General features: G+C 38.8%; 17 protein-coding genes, 1 tRNA gene and 1 other RNA gene. 5 read left to right on the top strand and 14 right to left on the bottom strand.

The features are described from left to right. From JMN12_RS11505 to JMN12_RS11445, 13 genes are all read right to left on the bottom strand, one after another. Positions 1 to 780, bottom strand: a complete 780-nt coding sequence (locus tag JMN12_RS11505) for a DUF3298 and DUF4163 domain-containing protein (RefSeq protein WP_203139292.1) — start codon at positions 778 to 780, stop codon at positions 1 to 3. Then, a complete protein-coding gene (locus JMN12_RS11500; protein WP_203139289.1) occupies positions 773 to 1,441 on the bottom strand; it encodes a metal-dependent transcriptional regulator in 669 nt (222 codons plus the stop codon). The genes JMN12_RS11505 and JMN12_RS11500 overlap by 8 nt, the downstream gene beginning before the upstream one ends. Positions 1,442 to 1,500: 59 nt before the next feature. Next, entirely contained in the window at positions 1,501 to 2,028 is a 528-nt protein-coding gene (locus JMN12_RS11495; protein ID WP_203139287.1) for an acyl-CoA thioesterase, read from the bottom strand. Between the two features lie 4 nt (positions 2,029 to 2,032). Then, entirely contained in the window at positions 2,033 to 3,337 is a 1,305-nt protein-coding gene (locus JMN12_RS11490) for an SPOR domain-containing protein (protein ID WP_203139284.1), read from the bottom strand. 22 nt (positions 3,338 to 3,359) lie between these two features. After that, positions 3,360 to 3,431 (bottom strand) — tRNA-Arg (locus tag JMN12_RS11485). A 257-nt stretch (positions 3,432 to 3,688) separates the two neighbouring features. Then, complete coding sequence (prmC, locus tag JMN12_RS11480; RefSeq protein ID WP_203139281.1) at positions 3,689 to 4,552, bottom strand: peptide chain release factor N(5)-glutamine methyltransferase; 864 nt, start codon at positions 4,550 to 4,552, stop codon at positions 3,689 to 3,691. Then, positions 4,552 to 5,655: a glucosaminidase domain-containing protein gene (locus JMN12_RS11475; RefSeq protein WP_203081993.1), complete on the bottom strand. Its 1,104-nt coding sequence runs from the start codon at positions 5,653 to 5,655 to the stop codon at positions 4,552 to 4,554. The genes prmC and JMN12_RS11475 overlap by 1 nt, the downstream gene beginning before the upstream one ends. Then, complete coding sequence (locus JMN12_RS11470; RefSeq protein WP_203081992.1) at positions 5,639 to 6,565, bottom strand: 1-aminocyclopropane-1-carboxylate deaminase/D-cysteine desulfhydrase; 927 nt, start codon at positions 6,563 to 6,565, stop codon at positions 5,639 to 5,641. Before JMN12_RS11470 ends, JMN12_RS11475 begins: the two co-directional genes overlap by 17 nt. 16 nt (positions 6,566 to 6,581) lie before the next feature. Beyond that, the gene (locus JMN12_RS11465; protein WP_203081991.1) at positions 6,582 to 7,823 is read right to left on the bottom strand and encodes an ABC transporter permease; all 1,242 of its coding nucleotides are present in this window, start codon (positions 7,821 to 7,823) and stop codon (positions 6,582 to 6,584) included. A gap of 94 nt (positions 7,824 to 7,917) precedes the next feature. Beyond that, positions 7,918 to 8,320, bottom strand: a transfer-messenger RNA (tmRNA) gene (ssrA, locus tag JMN12_RS11460). A 134-nt stretch (positions 8,321 to 8,454) separates the two neighbouring features. Next, positions 8,455 to 9,288, bottom strand: a complete 834-nt coding sequence (locus JMN12_RS11455; protein ID WP_203139278.1) for a universal stress protein — start codon at positions 9,286 to 9,288, stop codon at positions 8,455 to 8,457. A 39-nt stretch (positions 9,289 to 9,327) separates the two neighbouring features. Next, on the bottom strand, positions 9,328 to 10,854 hold the full coding sequence (locus JMN12_RS11450) for a WG repeat-containing protein (RefSeq protein WP_203139275.1): 1,527 nt from the start codon (positions 10,852 to 10,854) through the stop codon (positions 9,328 to 9,330). Positions 10,855 to 11,326: 472 nt separating this feature from the next. Next, positions 11,327 to 11,773, bottom strand: coding sequence for a hypothetical protein (locus JMN12_RS11445; protein WP_203139272.1), 447 nt, complete (start codon positions 11,771 to 11,773; stop codon positions 11,327 to 11,329). 268 nt (positions 11,774 to 12,041) lie between these two features. On the opposite strand from JMN12_RS11445, the gene rimP reads away from it, so the two are divergent. The 5 genes from rimP to JMN12_RS11420 all read left to right on the top strand — a co-directional run bounded on the left by rimP (position 12,042) and on the right by JMN12_RS11420 (position 17,726). Further along, the gene (gene rimP / locus JMN12_RS11440; protein ID WP_203084445.1) at positions 12,042 to 12,509 is read left to right on the top strand and encodes a ribosome assembly cofactor RimP; all 468 of its coding nucleotides are present in this window, start codon (positions 12,042 to 12,044) and stop codon (positions 12,507 to 12,509) included. A 10-nt stretch (positions 12,510 to 12,519) separates the two neighbouring features. Then, the gene (gene nusA, locus JMN12_RS11435; RefSeq protein WP_009413779.1) at positions 12,520 to 13,752 is read left to right on the top strand and encodes a transcription termination factor NusA; all 1,233 of its coding nucleotides are present in this window, start codon (positions 12,520 to 12,522) and stop codon (positions 13,750 to 13,752) included. A gap of 90 nt (positions 13,753 to 13,842) precedes the next feature. Next, positions 13,843 to 16,704 carry a translation initiation factor IF-2 gene (infB, locus tag JMN12_RS11430; protein WP_203139269.1) on the top strand — a complete coding sequence of 954 codons (2,862 nt, stop codon included), beginning with the start codon at positions 13,843 to 13,845 and terminating at the stop codon, positions 16,702 to 16,704. Positions 16,705 to 16,795: 91 nt separating this feature from the next. Further along, a complete protein-coding gene (locus JMN12_RS15500; protein WP_203139265.1) occupies positions 16,796 to 17,041 on the top strand; it encodes an Abi family protein in 246 nt (81 codons plus the stop codon). A gap of 1 nt (position 17,042) precedes the next feature. Next, positions 17,043 to 17,726, top strand: a complete 684-nt coding sequence (locus JMN12_RS11420) for an Abi family protein (RefSeq protein WP_203139390.1) — start codon at positions 17,043 to 17,045, stop codon at positions 17,724 to 17,726. Between the two features lie 129 nt (positions 17,727 to 17,855). Here JMN12_RS11420 and JMN12_RS11415 read toward each other — a convergent pair whose 3' ends face one another. Beyond that, entirely contained in the window at positions 17,856 to 18,560 is a 705-nt protein-coding gene (locus JMN12_RS11415; RefSeq protein ID WP_203139263.1) for a LytR/AlgR family response regulator transcription factor, read from the bottom strand. Positions 18,561 to 18,563: the final 3 nt, after the last annotated feature.

The following is an 18,563-nucleotide window of genomic DNA, read 5'->3' as shown; positions in this document are numbered from 1 at the left end:
TTATTTATCATCGGCAAAAGTAAGATAAGGCATAATCTCTTTGATGGGTACTTTTACTTCAAAAGGCACATCTACATAAGGAGCGATTTCAAAAGGGTCGTAGTACAAAATGAGGGCATCGGTAGCGATTCCCATTTTGTTAGGGAGGGAAAATACTCCATCTTCAAAATCGAATTTTTTATCGTTTAAAGGAGTAATTGTAGCGGTTTCTTTTGCTTTTTTGAAGTAACGTTCGGCAATTTGAGTTACTTTTTGTTCATCGGTAAAGAGATTTTCGTTTGTAATTACCTCGCCATCATCGAGGGTAAAGTTAGTAAATACTTTTGTTTGTGTAGGTTGAGCTTCACCTGTAGAGGCATAGCGATTAGATACCAAAGAGAGCATTTTGGTATTTTTCCACATAATGCTATCGGTAACGATGAACTCGAAAGCTGGGAGCTCGGGGAAATGGCCGTGGAGTTTGTAGTAATCGTTGCTCAAACTATCCAAGGCTTTTTCGACACTGATGCCTTCTACTTGGAGCGTATCTTCGTTGGAAAGGAGGAAATTAGAAATTTGCATTTCAATTTCTTTATTGAAATTTTGGGCAAACTCGCTATTGCCTTTACAATGCAAATAATTCAAGCTCACAGAGAAGCAATCGTCGTCGCAATTTTCTTCGCTACGTTCTACGGTTATTTCTTCAAAGCGGAGTTTGCTAAAATAATTATAGGTGCAGTAAGCGCCAGCTATTATTACAGCAATAAGGGCTATAATGAGGGTTAGTTTTTTCTTATTCATTTTTCTTAGTATTTCCATTGACATATATATTTCTGCAAACCATTGCAGAGAGATTGATATGTTTATCATTTACCAGCAGGAACATAGAGTCGTCAAAAGGTTCTTTGCTGAGTACTTCTATTTCATCACCCAAAGCGATGTTCATTTTGTTGAGATACACCAAAAACTCTTTAGAGGTATTTTTTACGGCGGCACAGACCCCTTTATCACCTTGTTTGAGTTCGCTGAGAAGGGTTTGGACGGTGGTAGAGAAGACACCTTCTTTATTAGGGATAGGGTCGCCGTGAGGGTCTTTTTTAGGGAATCCTAAGAAAGCGTCGAGGCGTTCGATGAGTTTATCGGATTGTATATGTTCGAGTTCTTCGGCTATTTCGTGAACTTCGTCCCACGAGAAATTAAGTTTTTCTACTAAAAACACTTCCCACAAACGGTGTTTGCGAATGATGCTAACAGCTCTTTGATAGCCTTTTTTGGAGAGTGTAACACCTTGATATTTGACATAGTTGATAAGTTGTTTTTCGGCTAATTTTTTGAGCATATCAGTTACTGATGAAGCTTTGGTGTTCATCACTTCGGCAATAGCATTGGTACTCACAGCCTGTTTAGTTTCGGCATAGAGGTGAAAGATAGCTTTCAAGTGGTTTTCTTCTGATAAGGTCATTTTTATTTGTTTTTAAGAGAAAAAACCGCCTTTTTACAGTGGCGGTTCTTGCTATTACATCAACTATTTTCTAACTCGGTGAATAGGGCTTTGAGCTCGGTAGCATCGTGAGGGCTCAATTTGCCAGCGATTACGAGGCTGAGTTGGCGACGTTGCAAAGCGCCTTTGAAACGTTCTTTTTCAAGCTCGGTTTCGGGTTCTAATTCGGGTACTTTTACGGGGTGACCATTTTCGTCGACCGCGACAAACGAGTAGATCGCCTCGGTAGCTTTAGTGCGTTCGCCATAGGTATTTTCCATCCATACATCTATATACACTTCCATAGAAGAGGAGAATGCGCGTGAGATAGCCGCTTCAACAGTTACGATACTCCCGACACGTATGCTATGGGTGAAAGCGACGTGGTTTACTGATACGGTAACCGTAGCACGACCTGAGTGGCGCTGAGAGGCTATACTTGCGGCTCTATCCATACGAGCGAGAAGCTCACCCCCGAACATAGCGTTCAGGTGATTGGTTTCGCCAGGTAGTACGAGGTCGGTGAGTATAGTACGTGAATCAGAAGGGGTTTTCTTATATGGTATCATTTTTTTAGGGTTGAGTGAGTATCCATCCGCCGTCGAGTTTTTTCTCTTGTTTAGAAGCTTGTACTTCGCGTTGTTGTAGTCTTGCTTCATCGACAGAGTCGAAACCACCATAGCTCACTTGGTATAGACCTTTGGCGTTTACACCTAAGACGAAAGCATTAGGGTAACCTATTTTTCTAAGTTGCTGTACACGAGCCTGAGCGTTTTTCTCGGAACTAAAAGCTCCTGCAATCACTTGATATTTTTTGTTAGCCAAAGGTGAAGGTCGGTTAGATGCACTTGGAGTGTTCGTGTTAGCAGGTTTGGTACCTGCTGTAGTTTGCGTAGGTTTAGTACCTGTGGTGGTTTGTGTAGGTTTAGTACCTGCTGTAGTTTGTGTAGGTTTTGAGGTTGGTGTAGGTTCTGTTCTTGTAGGTTTAGGTGATTCAGTAACCGTTTTAGGTTTAGATTCAGGTTTTGCCTTACCTTTTTCTGGGGTAAGGTTGATTACGGGCATAGTGATAGGTGGAGTAAATACCGCTGCTTCACTAAGTTGCTGGTTTAAACGTTCTTGCACCAAACTATCGGTTACCACATATTGTTGTTCATCGGAGCTGCCATTAGCGAGTTTTTCACTAAACAAAGCATAGGCACCATAGGCCAATATTGCCAATCCTAACATTGCTACTGCTGTATATTTGATATAAGGACGCAGTTTGAATTTCTTTTTATTTACAGTAGGCTTAGGAGGAACTATATTTTCTACTTCGGGTTGAGAAATAGGCTCTACAGGAGGTGCTGGTTGTGAAATAGGGCTTTCAATAGCGGCGAGAGATTTCTCTTCAGGAGGGAGAATTGACTCAGGATCGATTGTAGGTTTAATTTGATTTTCAGCAATTTGGAGGTCGGCAGTAGGGACTTCGTGAGGCACAAAAGGTCCCATACCGAAAGAATCGGTAAGGTAGTTTACTTCGTTAGCTGGTTCAAAAGACACACGGCCTTCACGAGTTTGGCGCAAAGTACCGATTCTGTCTAACACCAAAGGTTGTTCTTGCTGTAAGATGCGTTTCCAACCTTCAACAGCGAGATTTACATAGTCTTCAACGAGTTTATAGTCGATACCTGATTGTTCAGAGACATATTTCATCAGCAATCCGTCGTTAGAATTGAGGCTTGCATTGAAACTCAGCTCGCGTTTAGGGGGGTCAAAAGTCTTATCATCAGCCATTTTGGCTGATTTTCTATTAGAGATGAATGCTCCAAACTTAGGGATAATCACGCATTGGTGTTTGTAGAGCAACTCTTCGATGTATACGTTTAAATCTTTCATAATCTTTACTGATTAAAACAAGTGGTCCTGCCAAGAATCGAACTTGGATCAAAAGTTTAGGAAACTTCTATTCTATCCGTTGAACTACAAGACCCACTTAGTAATTTTCGGCAAAGGTAATACTTTTTTTTGAAATACCAAATTTTGAACAGTAAGGGTATTGAGTTCTATGGGATGGGAGTTCTCTGAGTATCAAAGATCTTGGAGGTCTCAGTATTCTCAGAGTTATCGGAGTTTATTTAATGTGAGTTCGAGGTAAGTAATTTCACGAATTTTCACCTGACGGTGATTTTTTGTGAATATATTGTGTTATATTGCTGTAAATCAATTTTCTGTTATATTGAACTGATATTATTTAACTTTGGTAAAGGTGCGAGCGCAAAGCATACGGTTGTTACCCGAAAGGTCTTGACGAAGGGTAATTTCAGTAAAGTTTTTCTGTGCTAATATCACTTGCATTTCGGCTGCTAAATACTGATTAATCTCAAAAAACAGTCTGCCTTTAGGCTTCAGATATTGCTGAGCGAGAGTAGCTATTTGCTCATAGAACAACAGTGGGCGATCATCGGGGACAAAAAGAGCTAAATGAGGTTCATAGTTGAGCACATTGCTATGCATTTCATTTTTTTCTAACTCACGCACATAGGGGGGGTTAGAAATGATTATATTGTACTTCTCGGGCAAGGTTTCGGTTTGCAAAATATCTCGTTGTAAAAACTGAACTTTTATTCCGTTGCGCTCGGCATTGCGCTGTGCCACTGCTATGGCTTTAGGCGAAACATCTATAGCAGTTACCTGTGCCTCAGGCAAGGCTTTTGCCAATGAAATGGCAATACAACCACTGCCCGTACCTACATCTAAAATGTGTAATGGATAGGTTTTATCAGGATAGGTTTGCAATACCCAATCGACTAATTCTTCGGTTTCGGGTCGGGGTATGAGGACATTCTCATCTACAAAAAAACGATTAGAGAAGAACTCAGTTTCGCCCAAAATGTATTGTATGGGTTTAGCTGTTTGTAATTCTGTAATCGCTTGTTGTATCGCTTTTGTTATATTATCAGTGAGCTGAGTACTAACATTGGCTAATACCTCGGCTGTAGTATAATTACCATAATGTTCTAACAAGATAAAATAAAAAGAATTGATTTCACTCTTAGGATACAAAGATTGTAAACTATTGTGAATATGCGCTTTCAATTCGGCAAAAGTCATTAGTTTACACGGATTTGTTGTCCTACTTTCAGATTGCTACTAGCTACATCATCAAAATTGTTGAGTTTCATCAGTTGTTGTACTGGCACTTGTTGTTCGCGTGCTATTTTATATAAAGTATCGCCTGTTTGCACTTTATAAAACACTTGTGCAATTGCATCTTTTTTGATAGGACTTTCTTTAGCTGTTGCTGAAGCAGATTTAGCAGCAGGCACTTTAGTTGTTTCAGCTTTAGCTATGACTTTAGGCGTTTCTTTAACTACCGGCTTAGGTGTTTCTTTGACTGTTGGTTTAGCTATTTCTTTAACAGCTGGTTGAGTGGTTTCTTTTGCTGCAATTTTAGGTGTAGGTGTAGCAATGACATCGGTATTAGGCATTTTGAGTTCTGTTCCTTTCATTGCAATCACTTGATTGTCGTACAGATGCAGGTTAAATTTCTTGATAAGGGCAATCAGTTTTTTAGCATAGGCAGGATCGGTAGCGTAGCCTGCTTTTTTGAGTCCGTGCGCCCACGATTCGTAATCGGTAGGGTCTAACTCGAACAAGGAGCTATATCTACCGCGTTTTACTAAGAATTGAGAGTGGTCTTCAAAAGATTCGTAAGCATATTTATAACGGCGGAAGCACTCGCTTTTCTCATCGTCGTCGTGGGTAATTGTTTTGCCGTTCCAAGTAGCGTGGCATTTAATACCGAAATGGTTATTGCCATAGCGTGCCAAGCGACCTTGTCCAGAGCCACTTTCTAAGATACCTTGTGCCAATGTGATACTTGCAGGAATGTTATAGCGCTGCATTTCGACCATAGCAATATCTTTGTAATCTCCAATATACTTTTGAGTTACCGCTTCTGTCACTTGGAGAGCAGGAGGTACTTCGTGGAAATCGTCTTCCATAAAATCCTTGCGATTGAGTTTTGAATCCATCAAGGCTTTATTCCTTTGAGCGAGCTCTGAATGGGTAGGTTTTTTGACGTCCATACGTGGTGTAGGTCGTTGCCCACGATAGATTAAGGAGTGAGAATTTTTCCCATTCCTATAATGCTGTTCAGAGCAAGATGATATTATAAAGAGAAATAGTAATAGTAAACTAAATCTTTTCATCATAATTCAATATACTTTTATGTTTTTTAATTCGTTCGTTGTTAAAGCCCTTAATTCCTTGTAAACCACCTGTGTGGATGGCTAATATGCGGGTATTGGGCGGAAAATACCCTTGCTTTGAGAGGGCAAAGATAGCAAAAATCATTTTACCTACATATATAGGGTCTAATAAAATTTTTGTTTGACTGTTAAAATCATTTAAAAAATCTACTAATTCGTCGTTCACTTTGGCATAACCACCGAAGTTATAATCGTGTATCAATTCCCAGTTTGTTTTGGTAGTATATTGCTTGATTACATCAGTGAGAAACTCGCCTTTAAGTGCAGGAAAACCTATGACTTTCTGGTGATTAGCGCTTGAATTAACAAGTCCTGATATAGTACCTCCGGTACCTACTGCACAGCATATCACATCAAAAACGCTATCTTCAGGGGTAAGGATTTCTTCACAACCCCTCACAGCCAGCGTATTAGTACCCCCTTCGGGGGCTATATAAATATTGTTACCATAGCGTTTTTGGAGATTTTGTAAGAATTCGAGCGTATGCTTTTGGCGATAATTCTCACGGCTGACAAAGCAAAAATTCATTCCGCAAGATTTAGCAAACTTTAACGTTGGGTTAACATCTATTTTAGAAGCTAATTCATCACCACGAATCACACCTATAGTTTTCAAACCTACAATTTGCCCCGCAGCAGCTGTAGCAGCGATATGATTAGAATAAGCCCCTCCAAAGGTGAGGAGGGTATCTTTGCCTTCCTCTTGAGCTTTGGCAATGTTATACTTGAGTTTGCGGAGCTTGTTACCTGATACAAAAGGGTGGTTCTTGTCCTCACGCTTGATAGTGAGGGTAATGCCGTAGGGCAACGGGATATTTACGGGTTCGTTTTCTATATGGAGGTTGTTAAACATAGGTGTAAGAGGTTAGTTATTCATATCTCAATGCTTCGACAGGGTCTAATTTTGAGGCTTTCATCGCAGGGTACAAGCCTGAAATTACAGATACTACTACTGCAATAATAATGGCTATTGCTATCACGCCCCAAGGAATAGTAAATTGGAATTTTACAGCTTTGGCTATTACAAATCCTAAACTGATACCCAACACAATACCCGTTACTGCTCCCATTTGTGCGATGAGTAACGTTTCAGTAAAAAATTGTAAAGTTATTGATTTGCGTTTTGCTCCTAATGCTTTGCGAATGCCTATTTCCTTGGTGCGTTCGGTTACTGAAACGAGCATAATATTCAGCAAGGCTATGGAAGAACCTAATATAGTGATAAGGCCAATTACAAAACCTGCAATGGTGAGTGTACCTGTGATATTACCTATGCGCTGCAAAAGGTCGTCACTACGCTCTATACCAAAATTATTCTCTTGCAAAGGTGCTAACTGACGAAGATTGCGCATCACGATGGTAGCATCGTCTACCAATCCGTCAAGCTGATCTTTACTTTGGGCGCTTATTTTTAATTGGAAATTAGGATTATCTACAGGAAAAGCGGCACGTGCAATATTTAAGGGAATGAACACTTGAAAATTTTCGTAGTTGCCAAAAGAAGAACTCTGTTCTTTGAGTACCCCTATTATTTTGAATTTATAACCTCGTATAGAAATAGTTTTTCCGATAGGATTTACATCTTTGAGGAGGGTTTTCTTAAAATCGGAACCTATAACACATACTTTGCTATTGTTTTGAATCTCAAAATCACTAAAATTGCGTCCTTCGTCTACTTCTAAACCTGAATTGCCGATATAGTACTCATCAACTCCTACCACTACTGCGAGCGGGTCAGTTTTTTTGTTTTCGTACTTCACTTCGGCTGCTGAGGCAACATTTATAGAAATGCTTGTTTTGGCAAACGGATTATTGAACTGTTCTTTGAAAGTAGTTGCTTCTTGATAAGTGATATAAGGATGAGGTTTTTGGGTAGTTCCGCTGCCTTCAGCGCGCTGACTATACTGATAGCGAGTTATAGAAAACGTGTTTGCTCCCATAGAAGAGAAATTACCTTCGAGGGTATTGCGCAAAGCGGTAATCACACTGAGGATACCCACCAATGCAGTAATACCGATGGCAATAATGAGCACGGTAAGGATGGTGCGCAAGAGTTGCCCACGGATGCTATCGAGTGCTATTTTGATATTTTCACGAATTACGATCCACACGGTATAATTAGCAAATTAGTAAATGGTTAAAAATAGAAAAAGGCAACCAATAACCTATCAACTTCTAATTGTTACGTGTTACCTATTGCCTATTTAGTGGAGTCGGAGAGAATCGAACTCTCGTCCAAATAAGTCATCAAAGAGCTTTCTACATACTTAGTACTCATTTAATTTTCGTCGTAAAACTGACCGAGCACCGCCCATTTTACGCTTAGCTTCCTGAAATTAAGAACCATTAGCAGAAGCTTACTGCAGGTTCGATGTTGACTTTTATGGTGCCTCTATACGAAACGCCGTCAACAAGGGCTTTTCAGAGACATCTCGCTTCCCTACCTTGTAGGGACTTAGCCAGAAATCTTACTAAACTTCAGATTAGGCAGCAAGAGCGTAGTTATTCTCGCCATTTAAAATTTTGAAATAGAGATTAACGAGCATTCATTTCACAGCTCGGTATGCTTACTGTTCAATGCCACTTACTGTCAAAACCGGTCGACCCCAAGTGTTCATTTATGTAATTTGGGTGCAAAGATACGAATAATTTGCAAATTAGCAAATTTGTTATAACAAACTTTGCCAAAGGCGCGAGCCGTACGGGCAGGAAGCTTTGGCAAAGTTCGCAACACAAAAGCGACTATTTTTCTTTTTCTAACTTAATGGTAAGCACTGGAGTATTAGAGTGGTTTACAAGGTCGCTACTAATACTGCCGTTGAAGAAATGAGCGATACCTTTGCGTCCGTTAGGGAACATACAAATAAGGTCTATTTTATTATCCTTCACGTAGTTGAGAATACCTGTTTCTACACGAATATCGTTGTATACGTGAGTTTCGTAATGCTGACGTACGTGTTCAGCTTCTTTGAGAAATTCTTGCATACGGTGGTTAATTTCGTGAGTGGTAAGGAATTGATAAGGGGTATTCACATACACTAAATCTACTTTAGCACCAAAGAGTTTTGCTAATTTCAACGCTTTTTCAAAAGGTTTTAAAAATCGTTTAGAGAAGTCGCAACCGAACATAATGTGTTTAATTTTGAGTTTTTCGTGTGGGTTTTTAATTACCAACACGGGTACAGAAGCAGAGCGAATTACTTTCTCGGCATTGGAACCTATAAAGAGTTCTTTAGATCCTGAAGCACCGTTAGAACCCATTAACACGAGGTCGATATGGTGTTTTTTCACGACATCTTCTACGGCATCGGGCAGAGGAGATGTTTCTACCAAATCAAGGATTTCTACATCGGTATTGAGAGTTTGGCGGAGATCGGTGAAACGTTGCTTGGTGAGGTTGAGAAAGTACATAGCCTCAGGCACAGACACTTGACTCTCGGTCATTAAGCGCAGTGGCAATTCTATAGCGTGAAGCAAATAGATTTTAGCTTTGTGTTTTTTAGCCAATTCTATTGCTACGTGGAGAGAAGCGATAGACTTCTCAGAGAAATCGGTGGTTACTAAGATGTTTTTCATAAGACTCTATTTTTTTTAGTTATTTTATTCGTTTAGGAGTTAGTATTTTGGGGCGTTTTGGCAATCTCTTATACATTTGCCAGTTTTATCTATATGAAAGCTTTTGCCTTCAAATACAACTTCAGTTTCATTATCATTCTCGTATACAAAAGGCTCTATACTATCGAATATCATAGGAAGGAGTTGTTTCCCTTCGAGGTTATAGAGTCCTACTTTGTCGTTGCGAAAGACGCGTATAGTACCTCTTTTCAAATATTTGGTATCTACATTATTATAAAACTCTTCGGGGACAATAACTTTTCCTTTTTTGCTGAGCACTCCAAAGTATATTTCGCGACGAGTGAAAAATACGAAATCGCTATTTTCATCATCTTTATCAAAATACTCTATTGTGAGCATATCGTAAATGGGAGGAACGAGAGGCTCTCCTTTTAGGCTGAAAGCACCTTCTTTTTGATCTTTTCTTACAAGAGCTATTTTGTTTACGAGTGTTACTCTGCTGTATTGGATAGGGATGAGCACTTTTCCTTGTTTGTTTACGAGCCCTTGTTGGGCATTATTGCCTACTACTATAACTCCATTTTTAGGTTCGCCTACAAATTCATATTGAGTTTGCCATCCTTTTTTAGGTTTTTGAGCGGAGATTCTTTCTAATTCCTCACAATATTGGACACATTTTCCTGTTTTATCAATCACAAATATCGCATCATAGCGTGAGACCACGGCGGTTCCTTCATCATCAAAAGGATCGACAGATGAGTAGGTAAAAGGAATCACCACCTTGCCGGTAGTATCTATATATCCCCATTTACCATCTTTTTTGACGGCGGCTAATCCTTCACTAAAATCTTTGACATTTTCATATATTAAGGGGATTATTTCTTTGCCTTGAGTATTTACAAAACCATAATGATCTTTTTGGGTGACGATTGAGAAACCATTAACAAAAGGACCTGCATTATCGTATTTAAATGGGGTAAGAGGTTCATTTTTTTTATTGATAAATGCCCATTTATTATTCTTTTTTACTGAGGTTACTCCTCGTTCAAATGCCCAACCATAGTCGTACTGTAATGGAATGACTTCTTTGCCTGTGGCGTTTACATAGCCACAACCTATATTCTTTTTATAAACCCAAGCTAAGCCGTCGAAAAACCTATCTACTGCGTCATACTTGAGAGGCACTACTATTTTGCCTGTTTTGTCGATAAAGCCTTCTTTGCCTGTTGTGGCATCGCGTACGCTTAAGCATCCTTCTAAACAAAAACCTATAAGCTTGTATTTGCAGGGCACAATAAACTTTCCTTTTTTATCAATAAGTCCATATAAGTTATTATTCACTACCCGACATACTCCGTCATCAAAAGAATCTACCCCATCAAACTCAATAGGGATTACGATCTTTCCTTTTTCGTTTACAAAGCCCCATTTTCCGTTGTTATGCCATACGGCAGCTAAGCCTTCATAAAAATTCATCACTTGTCTATATTCCTTACGCCACGCTTCCTTTTGGGCGTGTAGAGGGCAAAGCAAGAATGTTAATAGGAGACTGAGAAAGTATTTCATTTTTATGCGCTTTATTTGTTTGATGAGGCAAATGTACGACTTTTATTTTTTATTTGCAAGAAAAAAGTTTCTTTTCTTTTCATTTTAGTAATAAATCATTGTGATATCAGCCTTTTATTATGTTAATTTCCTAAAGTTTATTTTGTTGCGTTACTCAAAATATAATATATAAAGCTATAAAACACTATATTCAACAAGAAAAAGAAATAAATAATCTTTACAATTTTAAAAACTTTATAATGAGACTTTTGCATTAATCTCAACACCGTTTGATATATGAGAAATATAGGCGACACTATAAAAGCAGTAAAAAATATGGTCCCCCCTATTATTTCAACCGCATTATTATACCTAAAATCATCACTCGTATACAAAAGATTATTAAACAACATCTCCCAAAATACAAAAGGGTTGATTATCACACAAATCAAACACCAAATACCCAACAATAAAGTTACTTTTCTCATTTCTATTATTCATTTTTAGTAGCACATTCTATCCATATAAAATAAAAGTTATTATCCTTTTTTTCAAACCAATAAATCCTCAAAAGGTCATCAACCTTACCATCATATTCCTTTAAAACAAGACCATAAAGTTTACGCTCTGTTTCTGGTGTAGTATTATAATCTATAGCTGGATAATAGCACAACTTAAAATCTTTTTCTTTGAGTTTTTTCTCGAAAAACTCATCAAAAATAGTGTTAAACGCCTTCTTTACTTTTGCCCTGCTATAGATAGTAGAGTGGTGCATATCTATGGAAGGAATGTAATCAATTGTTACTTTTTTATCTATCTTAAAACTTTTATCTTTAAGCTGACTGAGCAACATAATAGAATCTTGCTGATAAAAGCTATTTTCTTGCGCCCAAGTGAGAGTACTCACACAGCACAATATTGTTAATAGAAATGTTTTCATTGTTTTTTCAATTATTTTTTATGAGGGCTAATTGCCATTAGCCCCTACATAAATTCTCTATGAAAGGATACTATCGTGTTCAAACTTTTTAGAAATTAGAAGTTTCTTCATTATTTATATTGCTTTATAGAGCCCCAAAACTACCACCTATTTATCTAATTTCCAAAACTTTTTTTACTTTTTTTCTTGTTATTTCAAAAAAACGTTGTATCTTTGCCCCGAAAAACAACATTAGAGGGGACATTTTAGTCCCCTCTTTTTATAACAAATGAATTTTAAAGACCAAGTTAAAGAGTTAGTAGATAAGGCTTTAAGCAATCATCCTGAACTCTTCCTCACTGATTTAACCGTGAGTGCTGACAATACCATCCGCATCACTATCGACGGCGATAAAGGCGTTTGTATAGACGATTGTATTGAACTCAGTCGCGCCGTAGAAGGTGCCTTAGATCGTGAAACTGTAGATTTCGCTTTAGAAGTAACCTCTTTTGGAGCTACCGAACCCTTTGTAATGGAGCGCCAATACACCAAAAACGCTGGAAGAACCGTACAAATCACAACCCTTGACGGTAAAACTCACGAAGGGGTACTCAAAGGATTGCAAGAAGGTAAAGCCGTTCTTGAAACCGAAACTCGCGAACCTAAACCCGTAGGCAAAGGAAAAATCACTGTAAAAAAAGAGCAATTTTTTGCGCTCACCGACATAAAAGAAACTAAAGTAATCATTAAATTTTAATTAAACGTATATGAATAGTCTTGAATTAATCGAATCGTTTTCAGAGTTTAAAGATGATAAACTCATCAACCGTGAAACCTTGATGGCTATTTTGGAAGAGGTTTTCCGCAACACCCTTAAGAAGAAATACGGCTCTGACGATAATTTCGATATCATCATCAACCCCGATAAAGGCGACCTACAAATCTTCCGCAACCGCGTGGTAGTAGAAGACGATGCGGTTACTAACGACAACCAGCAAATCGCCCTTTCGGCAGCTCGCAAGATCGAACCCGACTTTGAAGTAGGGGAAGACGTTTCTGAAGAAATTAAAATTAATGACTTAGGTCGTCGTGCTATTTTAGCATTACGCCAAAATCTTATCTCCAAAATCCACGAATACGATAGTATGACTATCTATCAGCGTTTCAAAGACTTGATAGGTCAGCTATACGTTGCCGAAATCCACCACATTCGTCACAAAGCTATTATCTTGCTTGACGATGAAGGCAACGAAATCATTCTCCCTAAAGAAAAACAAATCCCGTCCGACTTCTTCAAAAAAGGGGAACACGTGCGCGGAATTATAGAATCGGTAGAGCTTAAAAGCACTAAACCTACCATTATTATGTCGCGTACCTCTCCAGTATTCTTAGAACGCTTGTTTGAGCAAGAAATTCCAGAGATTGCCGATGGACTTATCACCATTAGCAAAGTAGTGCGTATCCCTGGTGAAAAAGCCAAAGTAGCTGTAGATTCATTTGATGAGCGCATTGATGCAGTAGGAGCCTGTGTAGGCGTACGTGGCGCTCGTATTCACGGTATTGTGCGCGAGTTAGGCAACGAAAACATCGATGTATTGCCTTTCACCACCAATCCACAATTGCTCATCACTCGCGCCTTAGCACCTGCACGTGTATCTTCAGTAATCATCAATGAAGAAGAAAAGCGCGCCGATGTGTATTTAGCTAACGAAGAAGTATCTAAAGCTATTGGAAAATCAGGTTACAACATCCGCTTAGCAAGTCAGCTTTCAGGTTATGAAATTGATGTATATCGCGAAGGAGTAACCGAAGAAGACATTGAACTTACCGAGTTCAACGACGAAATTGAACAATGGGTAATTGAAGAGCTCCAAAAAGCAGGTCTTGATACCGCTAAAAGCGTACTCGAACTTTCAGCTGAAGAGCTAATGCAACGCACCGACCTTGAGGAAGAAACCGTAAAAGAGGTGCTACAAGTACTTGCTGCTGAATTTGAGTAGCAGGTAAAAAGTAAGTGAAAAGAGGTAACAAAAAAAGGGAATTGACAATTGTGAATTGCCAATTGCTAATTGATAATTAAAAACATATATATGAGCGAGGGAAAAACAATAAGAATTAACAAAGTTTTAAAGGATTTGAACATCTCTTTGGCGACAGCCGTGGACGAACTCAAAAAACATAAAAATGTTGAAATTGAAGCGAGTTTGAACACTAAAATCACTGAAGAAGATTTTCAGTTTCTTTCTAACAAATTTAAAGCCGACAAAAACAAGCGTGCGGTTTCTAAAGAAATTGTAGAAGATAAGCGCAAAGAGCGTGAAGCCATCCGTATGGAACAAGAGAAGGAAAATAAAGAAAAACGCAAGCAACAAGAACAGGAAGTGATTCGTGCCAAAGCTCAATTGGCAGGACTCAAACCTGTGGGCAAAATTGACCTCGATGGGGGTAAAAAAGAGGAAAAAACTCTTCCTGCCGAAACTCCTAAAACCGAAGTAGTGAACACCCCTCCTACTCCTGTGGAGCCCATAGTAGCATCTAAAGCAGCTGTAACCCCTCCTGCTGAGTCTGCTAAAAACAACGAAAATAAAGATCATAACCACAAAGACCAGAAAGATATCAAAAAGAAAGAATCCCCAAAACCCGACGCTCAAAAAAATAAATCTGTTTATCAAAACCCTTTGATGCAAGCCCTTACCCCGCCTAAGAAAAAGGAACAACACGCCAAACACAAAGAAGAAGCTACCCCTGAGACTCCTATTGGCGTGATTGAAACTCAATACCAAAAACTTACAGGCCCTAAAGTGGTAGGTGAAAAAATTGACCTCAGTCAGTTTGAGAAAAAGAAGAAAAAACGCAAACGCAATCGCCATAAGGACAAGGACAAAGATAAAGAGGCACAAACAACCGCTATTGGTGCTACTGGCGCTATTAACGATAGCGAAAAACGCAAACGCAAACGCATCCGCAAAGATGAAGTGAATGTGGCTAAAGGCGGCGACACTCCTAAAAAAGAAAAGAAAAACAAGATTATTGCTAAAATAGAACCTACTGAAGAAGAGGTACAAAAACAAGTACGCGAAACCCTCGAACGCTTGCAAGGAAAAGGTGCCAAATCCAAAGGAGCTAAATACCGCAAAGAAAAACGCGAAACTCACCGCCAAAAAGCAGAACAAGAACTCGCAGAACAAGAACAACAAGAAAAAGTACTCAAAGTAACCGAGTTCGTTACCGTAAACGAATTGGCAACAATGATGGATGTGCCTATCAATAAAGTGATTGGCGCTTGTATGTCACTCGGTATTATGGTTACTATGAACCAGCGCCTTGATGCCGAAACACTTTCTATCGTAGCCGATGAATTTGGCTATGAAGTAGAGTTCGCAACCGCTAACATCGAAGAGGCTATCCACACCGAGGAAGATAAACCTGAAGATTTAGTACCTCGTGCGCCTATCGTAACCGTAATGGGGCACGTAGACCACGGTAAAACGTCTCTCCTCGACTACATTCGTAAAGAAAATGTAATCGCAGGTGAAAGTGGTGGTATTACTCAGCACATAGGGGCTTATGGAGTGAAACTCGAAAGCGGTGAGCGCATCACTTTCCTCGATACCCCTGGTCACGAAGCCTTTACCGCTATGCGTGCTCGTGGTACCAAAGTAACCGACATCGCTATTATTGTAGTAGCTGCCGACGACGATGTGATGCCACAAACCAAAGAGGCTATTAGCCACGCTCAAGCGGCAGGAGTGCCTATCATCTTTGCTATCAACAAGATTGATAAACCTAATGCCAACCCCGATAAAATTAAAGAACGCTTGGCAGGTATGAACCTACTTGTGGAAGAATGGGGTGGTAAAATACAATCACAGGACATCTCAGCCAAAAAAGGTATTGGCGTTCCTGAACTATTGGAAAAAGTACTCTTAGAAGCCGAAATTCTCGAACTAAAAGCAAACCCTAACAAGCCTGCTGTAGGTACTGTAGTAGAAGCTGCTCTTGACAAAGGTCGTGGTTATGTATCTACTGTACTCGTAGAATCAGGAACTTTGCGCGTAGGTGATTATGTGCTTGCAGGTACTAACTCAGGTAAAATACGCGCTATGCAGGATGAGCGTGGTAGAAAGGTGAAAGAAGCAGGCCCTTCAACTCCTATTACTATCTTAGGTCTCGATGGCGCTCCTCAAGCTGGTGATAAGTTCTACGTATTTGAAGATGAGAAAGAAGCTAAACAAATAGTAGCTAAACGCGCTCAATTACAACGCGAACAATCGGTGCGTACACAGCGCCACATCACCCTCGACGAGATTGGACGACGCATTGCCCTCGGCGATTTCAAACAGTTGAACATTATCCTCAAAGGAGACGTAGACGGCTCGGTAGAAGCGCTCACCGATTCATTCCAAAAACTCTCTACCGAAGAGATTCAAGTATCTATCATTCACAAAGGTGTGGGTGCTATCACCGAATCGGATGTATTGTTGGCTTCAGCCTCTGATGCGATTATCATCGGTTTCAACGTTCGCCCAATGACCAATGCACGTGCTTTGGCAGAAAAAGAATCTATCGATATCCGTACCTACTCTATCATCTACGATGCTATCAACGATTTGAAAGACGCGATGGAAGGTATGCTTTCACCTGTGTTCAAGGAAGAGGTTACCGGTACAGTAGAGATACGCGAACTCTTCAAGATTTCTAAAGTAGGAACCATTGCGGGCTGTATGGTAACCGATGGTAAAATCTACCGCAATTCTAAGATACGCCTATTGCGCGAGAATGTGGTGATTTATACCGGCGAACTTTCTTCACTCAAGCGTTTCAAAGACGACGTAAAAGAAGTGAGCAAAGGTTACGATTGTGGTTTGCAAATCAAGAACTACAACGATATCCACGAAGGCGATGTTATAGAAGCCTTCCAAGAGGTTGCCGTTAAAAAGACTCTTAAATAATTTTAAATAATTAAGTAACAGAACAAAAAAATATTTTTTTGTTCTGTTATTCATTTTAATTAAGCCACGATATAATTAAACTTTAAAATTTATGGGAAGTATAGCTACTAATTATAAGGAGCAAATACAGAGACTACAAGAAAGAGGTATGTGCTTTGATTGGGATGAGAAGAAAGTAAAAGATGTACTCTTAGATATAGGATATTATAGATTAGGATTTTATTGGCATCCTTTTTCTATTGATAAAGAACATAATTTAGTTCCTGACACAAAATTTTCTGATGTAGTAGCTCTTTATTATTTGGATGTAGATTTGCGAAATATTTTAATGAGGTAATATTAGCCGAATTGAAATAAATTTCAGAACTAAACTTATCTATTATGTTTCCAATAAATACAAAACCTCTCCTTTTTGGTTTGCCGACAGCAATGTGGTTAGTAGTATCTTTATTCAGGAGTTAGACAAATATTATAATTGTGATTTTATTGACAGAAATAAACCTATAAAAGCACATCATGAAAAATATTACAAGATTAACACTAAAAACAAAGAAGAATTGTTTGAAAATTGTTTTTGTAATAAATATGAAGAAGGCAAATACGCTCCTGCTTGGAAAACCTTAGAATTCTTTTCTTTTGGCACTATCTTAAAAATATACAAGAACTTAATAGATAATGATATACGAGAAAGAATTTCTAAACTTTACAATGTTAATGACATTAATAAATTCATTAACTTTATGGAGACTATCGTTTTAATTAGAAATACTTGTGCTCATTCGGGAGTCCTATTTGACTTCAAAACTCCTAAGGGTATAGCTGCTATACCAGCTATCACTTTTGAAAATAGAGATAGACATTCATTAGCTTCTTGTATAAAAGTCATTTCATATATGTTAGAGCAAATTTCTGATAATAGAAAAAACGATATGATTAAAGCTATAGAAGATACTCTTTACAAATATAAAGAAAACCAAGTTATTAATAATGTTATACAAAATAAAATGAAAATATTCATTTAATTTTTTGGTAAGAATAAAAAAATTGTAATTTTGCACTGAAAAACATAGTGCCCTGCCTGTCATAGCACAGTGCCCTGCACTCAAAAATAATATTAATAATGCTCAGGTTATCCCTGAGCATTTGCTTTTTTATAACTTAATCTTCTCAAAAAATGCCTCCTTGCAGTGTTCGGCAATGGTGATGCGCTGTTTGCCAAATACTATTTGGTTGCGCTCTACCACTTCCACTTTATCTAAGGCTACAATAAACGAGCGATGTACGCGCATAAATTGTTCAGGAGGTAACTCTTCTTCTAATTTCTTTAAACTCATCAGGGTAGTGATAGGGGGTGTATCGCCGATGAGGTATATTCTCACATAGTCTTTTAGACTTTCTATATAAAGAATATCACTGTAGAGCACCTTCACTTGTTTGTAATCGGTTTTTACGAACATATAATCAGGTACTTCGGTAAGTTGAGGGGTAGTAGTTTCGGTGAGAAGCAAGGCTTTTTCTACCGTTTCCAAAAACTCGGAGTAATCAAAAGGTTTCAGCAAATAGCCTATCGCATTTACTTTATACCCTTCTAAGGTATACTGATCGAAAGCTGTGGTAAAGACGATTTTAGAAGCCGTGGGGAGCTTTTTAGAGAGTTGCAAACCATTGAGTTCTGGCATCTGTATATCCATATAGATAAGCTCGGGAGCTGGGTGGTTGTGCAGAAATTGCAATACTTCTATGGCATTACTAAACTTCCCTACAAGTTGCAAGGAAGGAGTTTTCTTTACATAACTCTCAAGGAGGCAGAGCGCCATAGGCTCATCATCTACTATAATACACGTAAGCGGTTGCATATT

The sequence above is a fragment of the Capnocytophaga genosp. AHN8471 genome (genome assembly GCF_016806945.1).
Taxonomy (GTDB): domain Bacteria; phylum Bacteroidota; class Bacteroidia; order Flavobacteriales; family Flavobacteriaceae; genus Capnocytophaga; species Capnocytophaga periodontitidis.
Note: the sequence above shows the minus strand (reverse complement) of the source record. Positions and strands in the feature narration are given on the sequence as shown.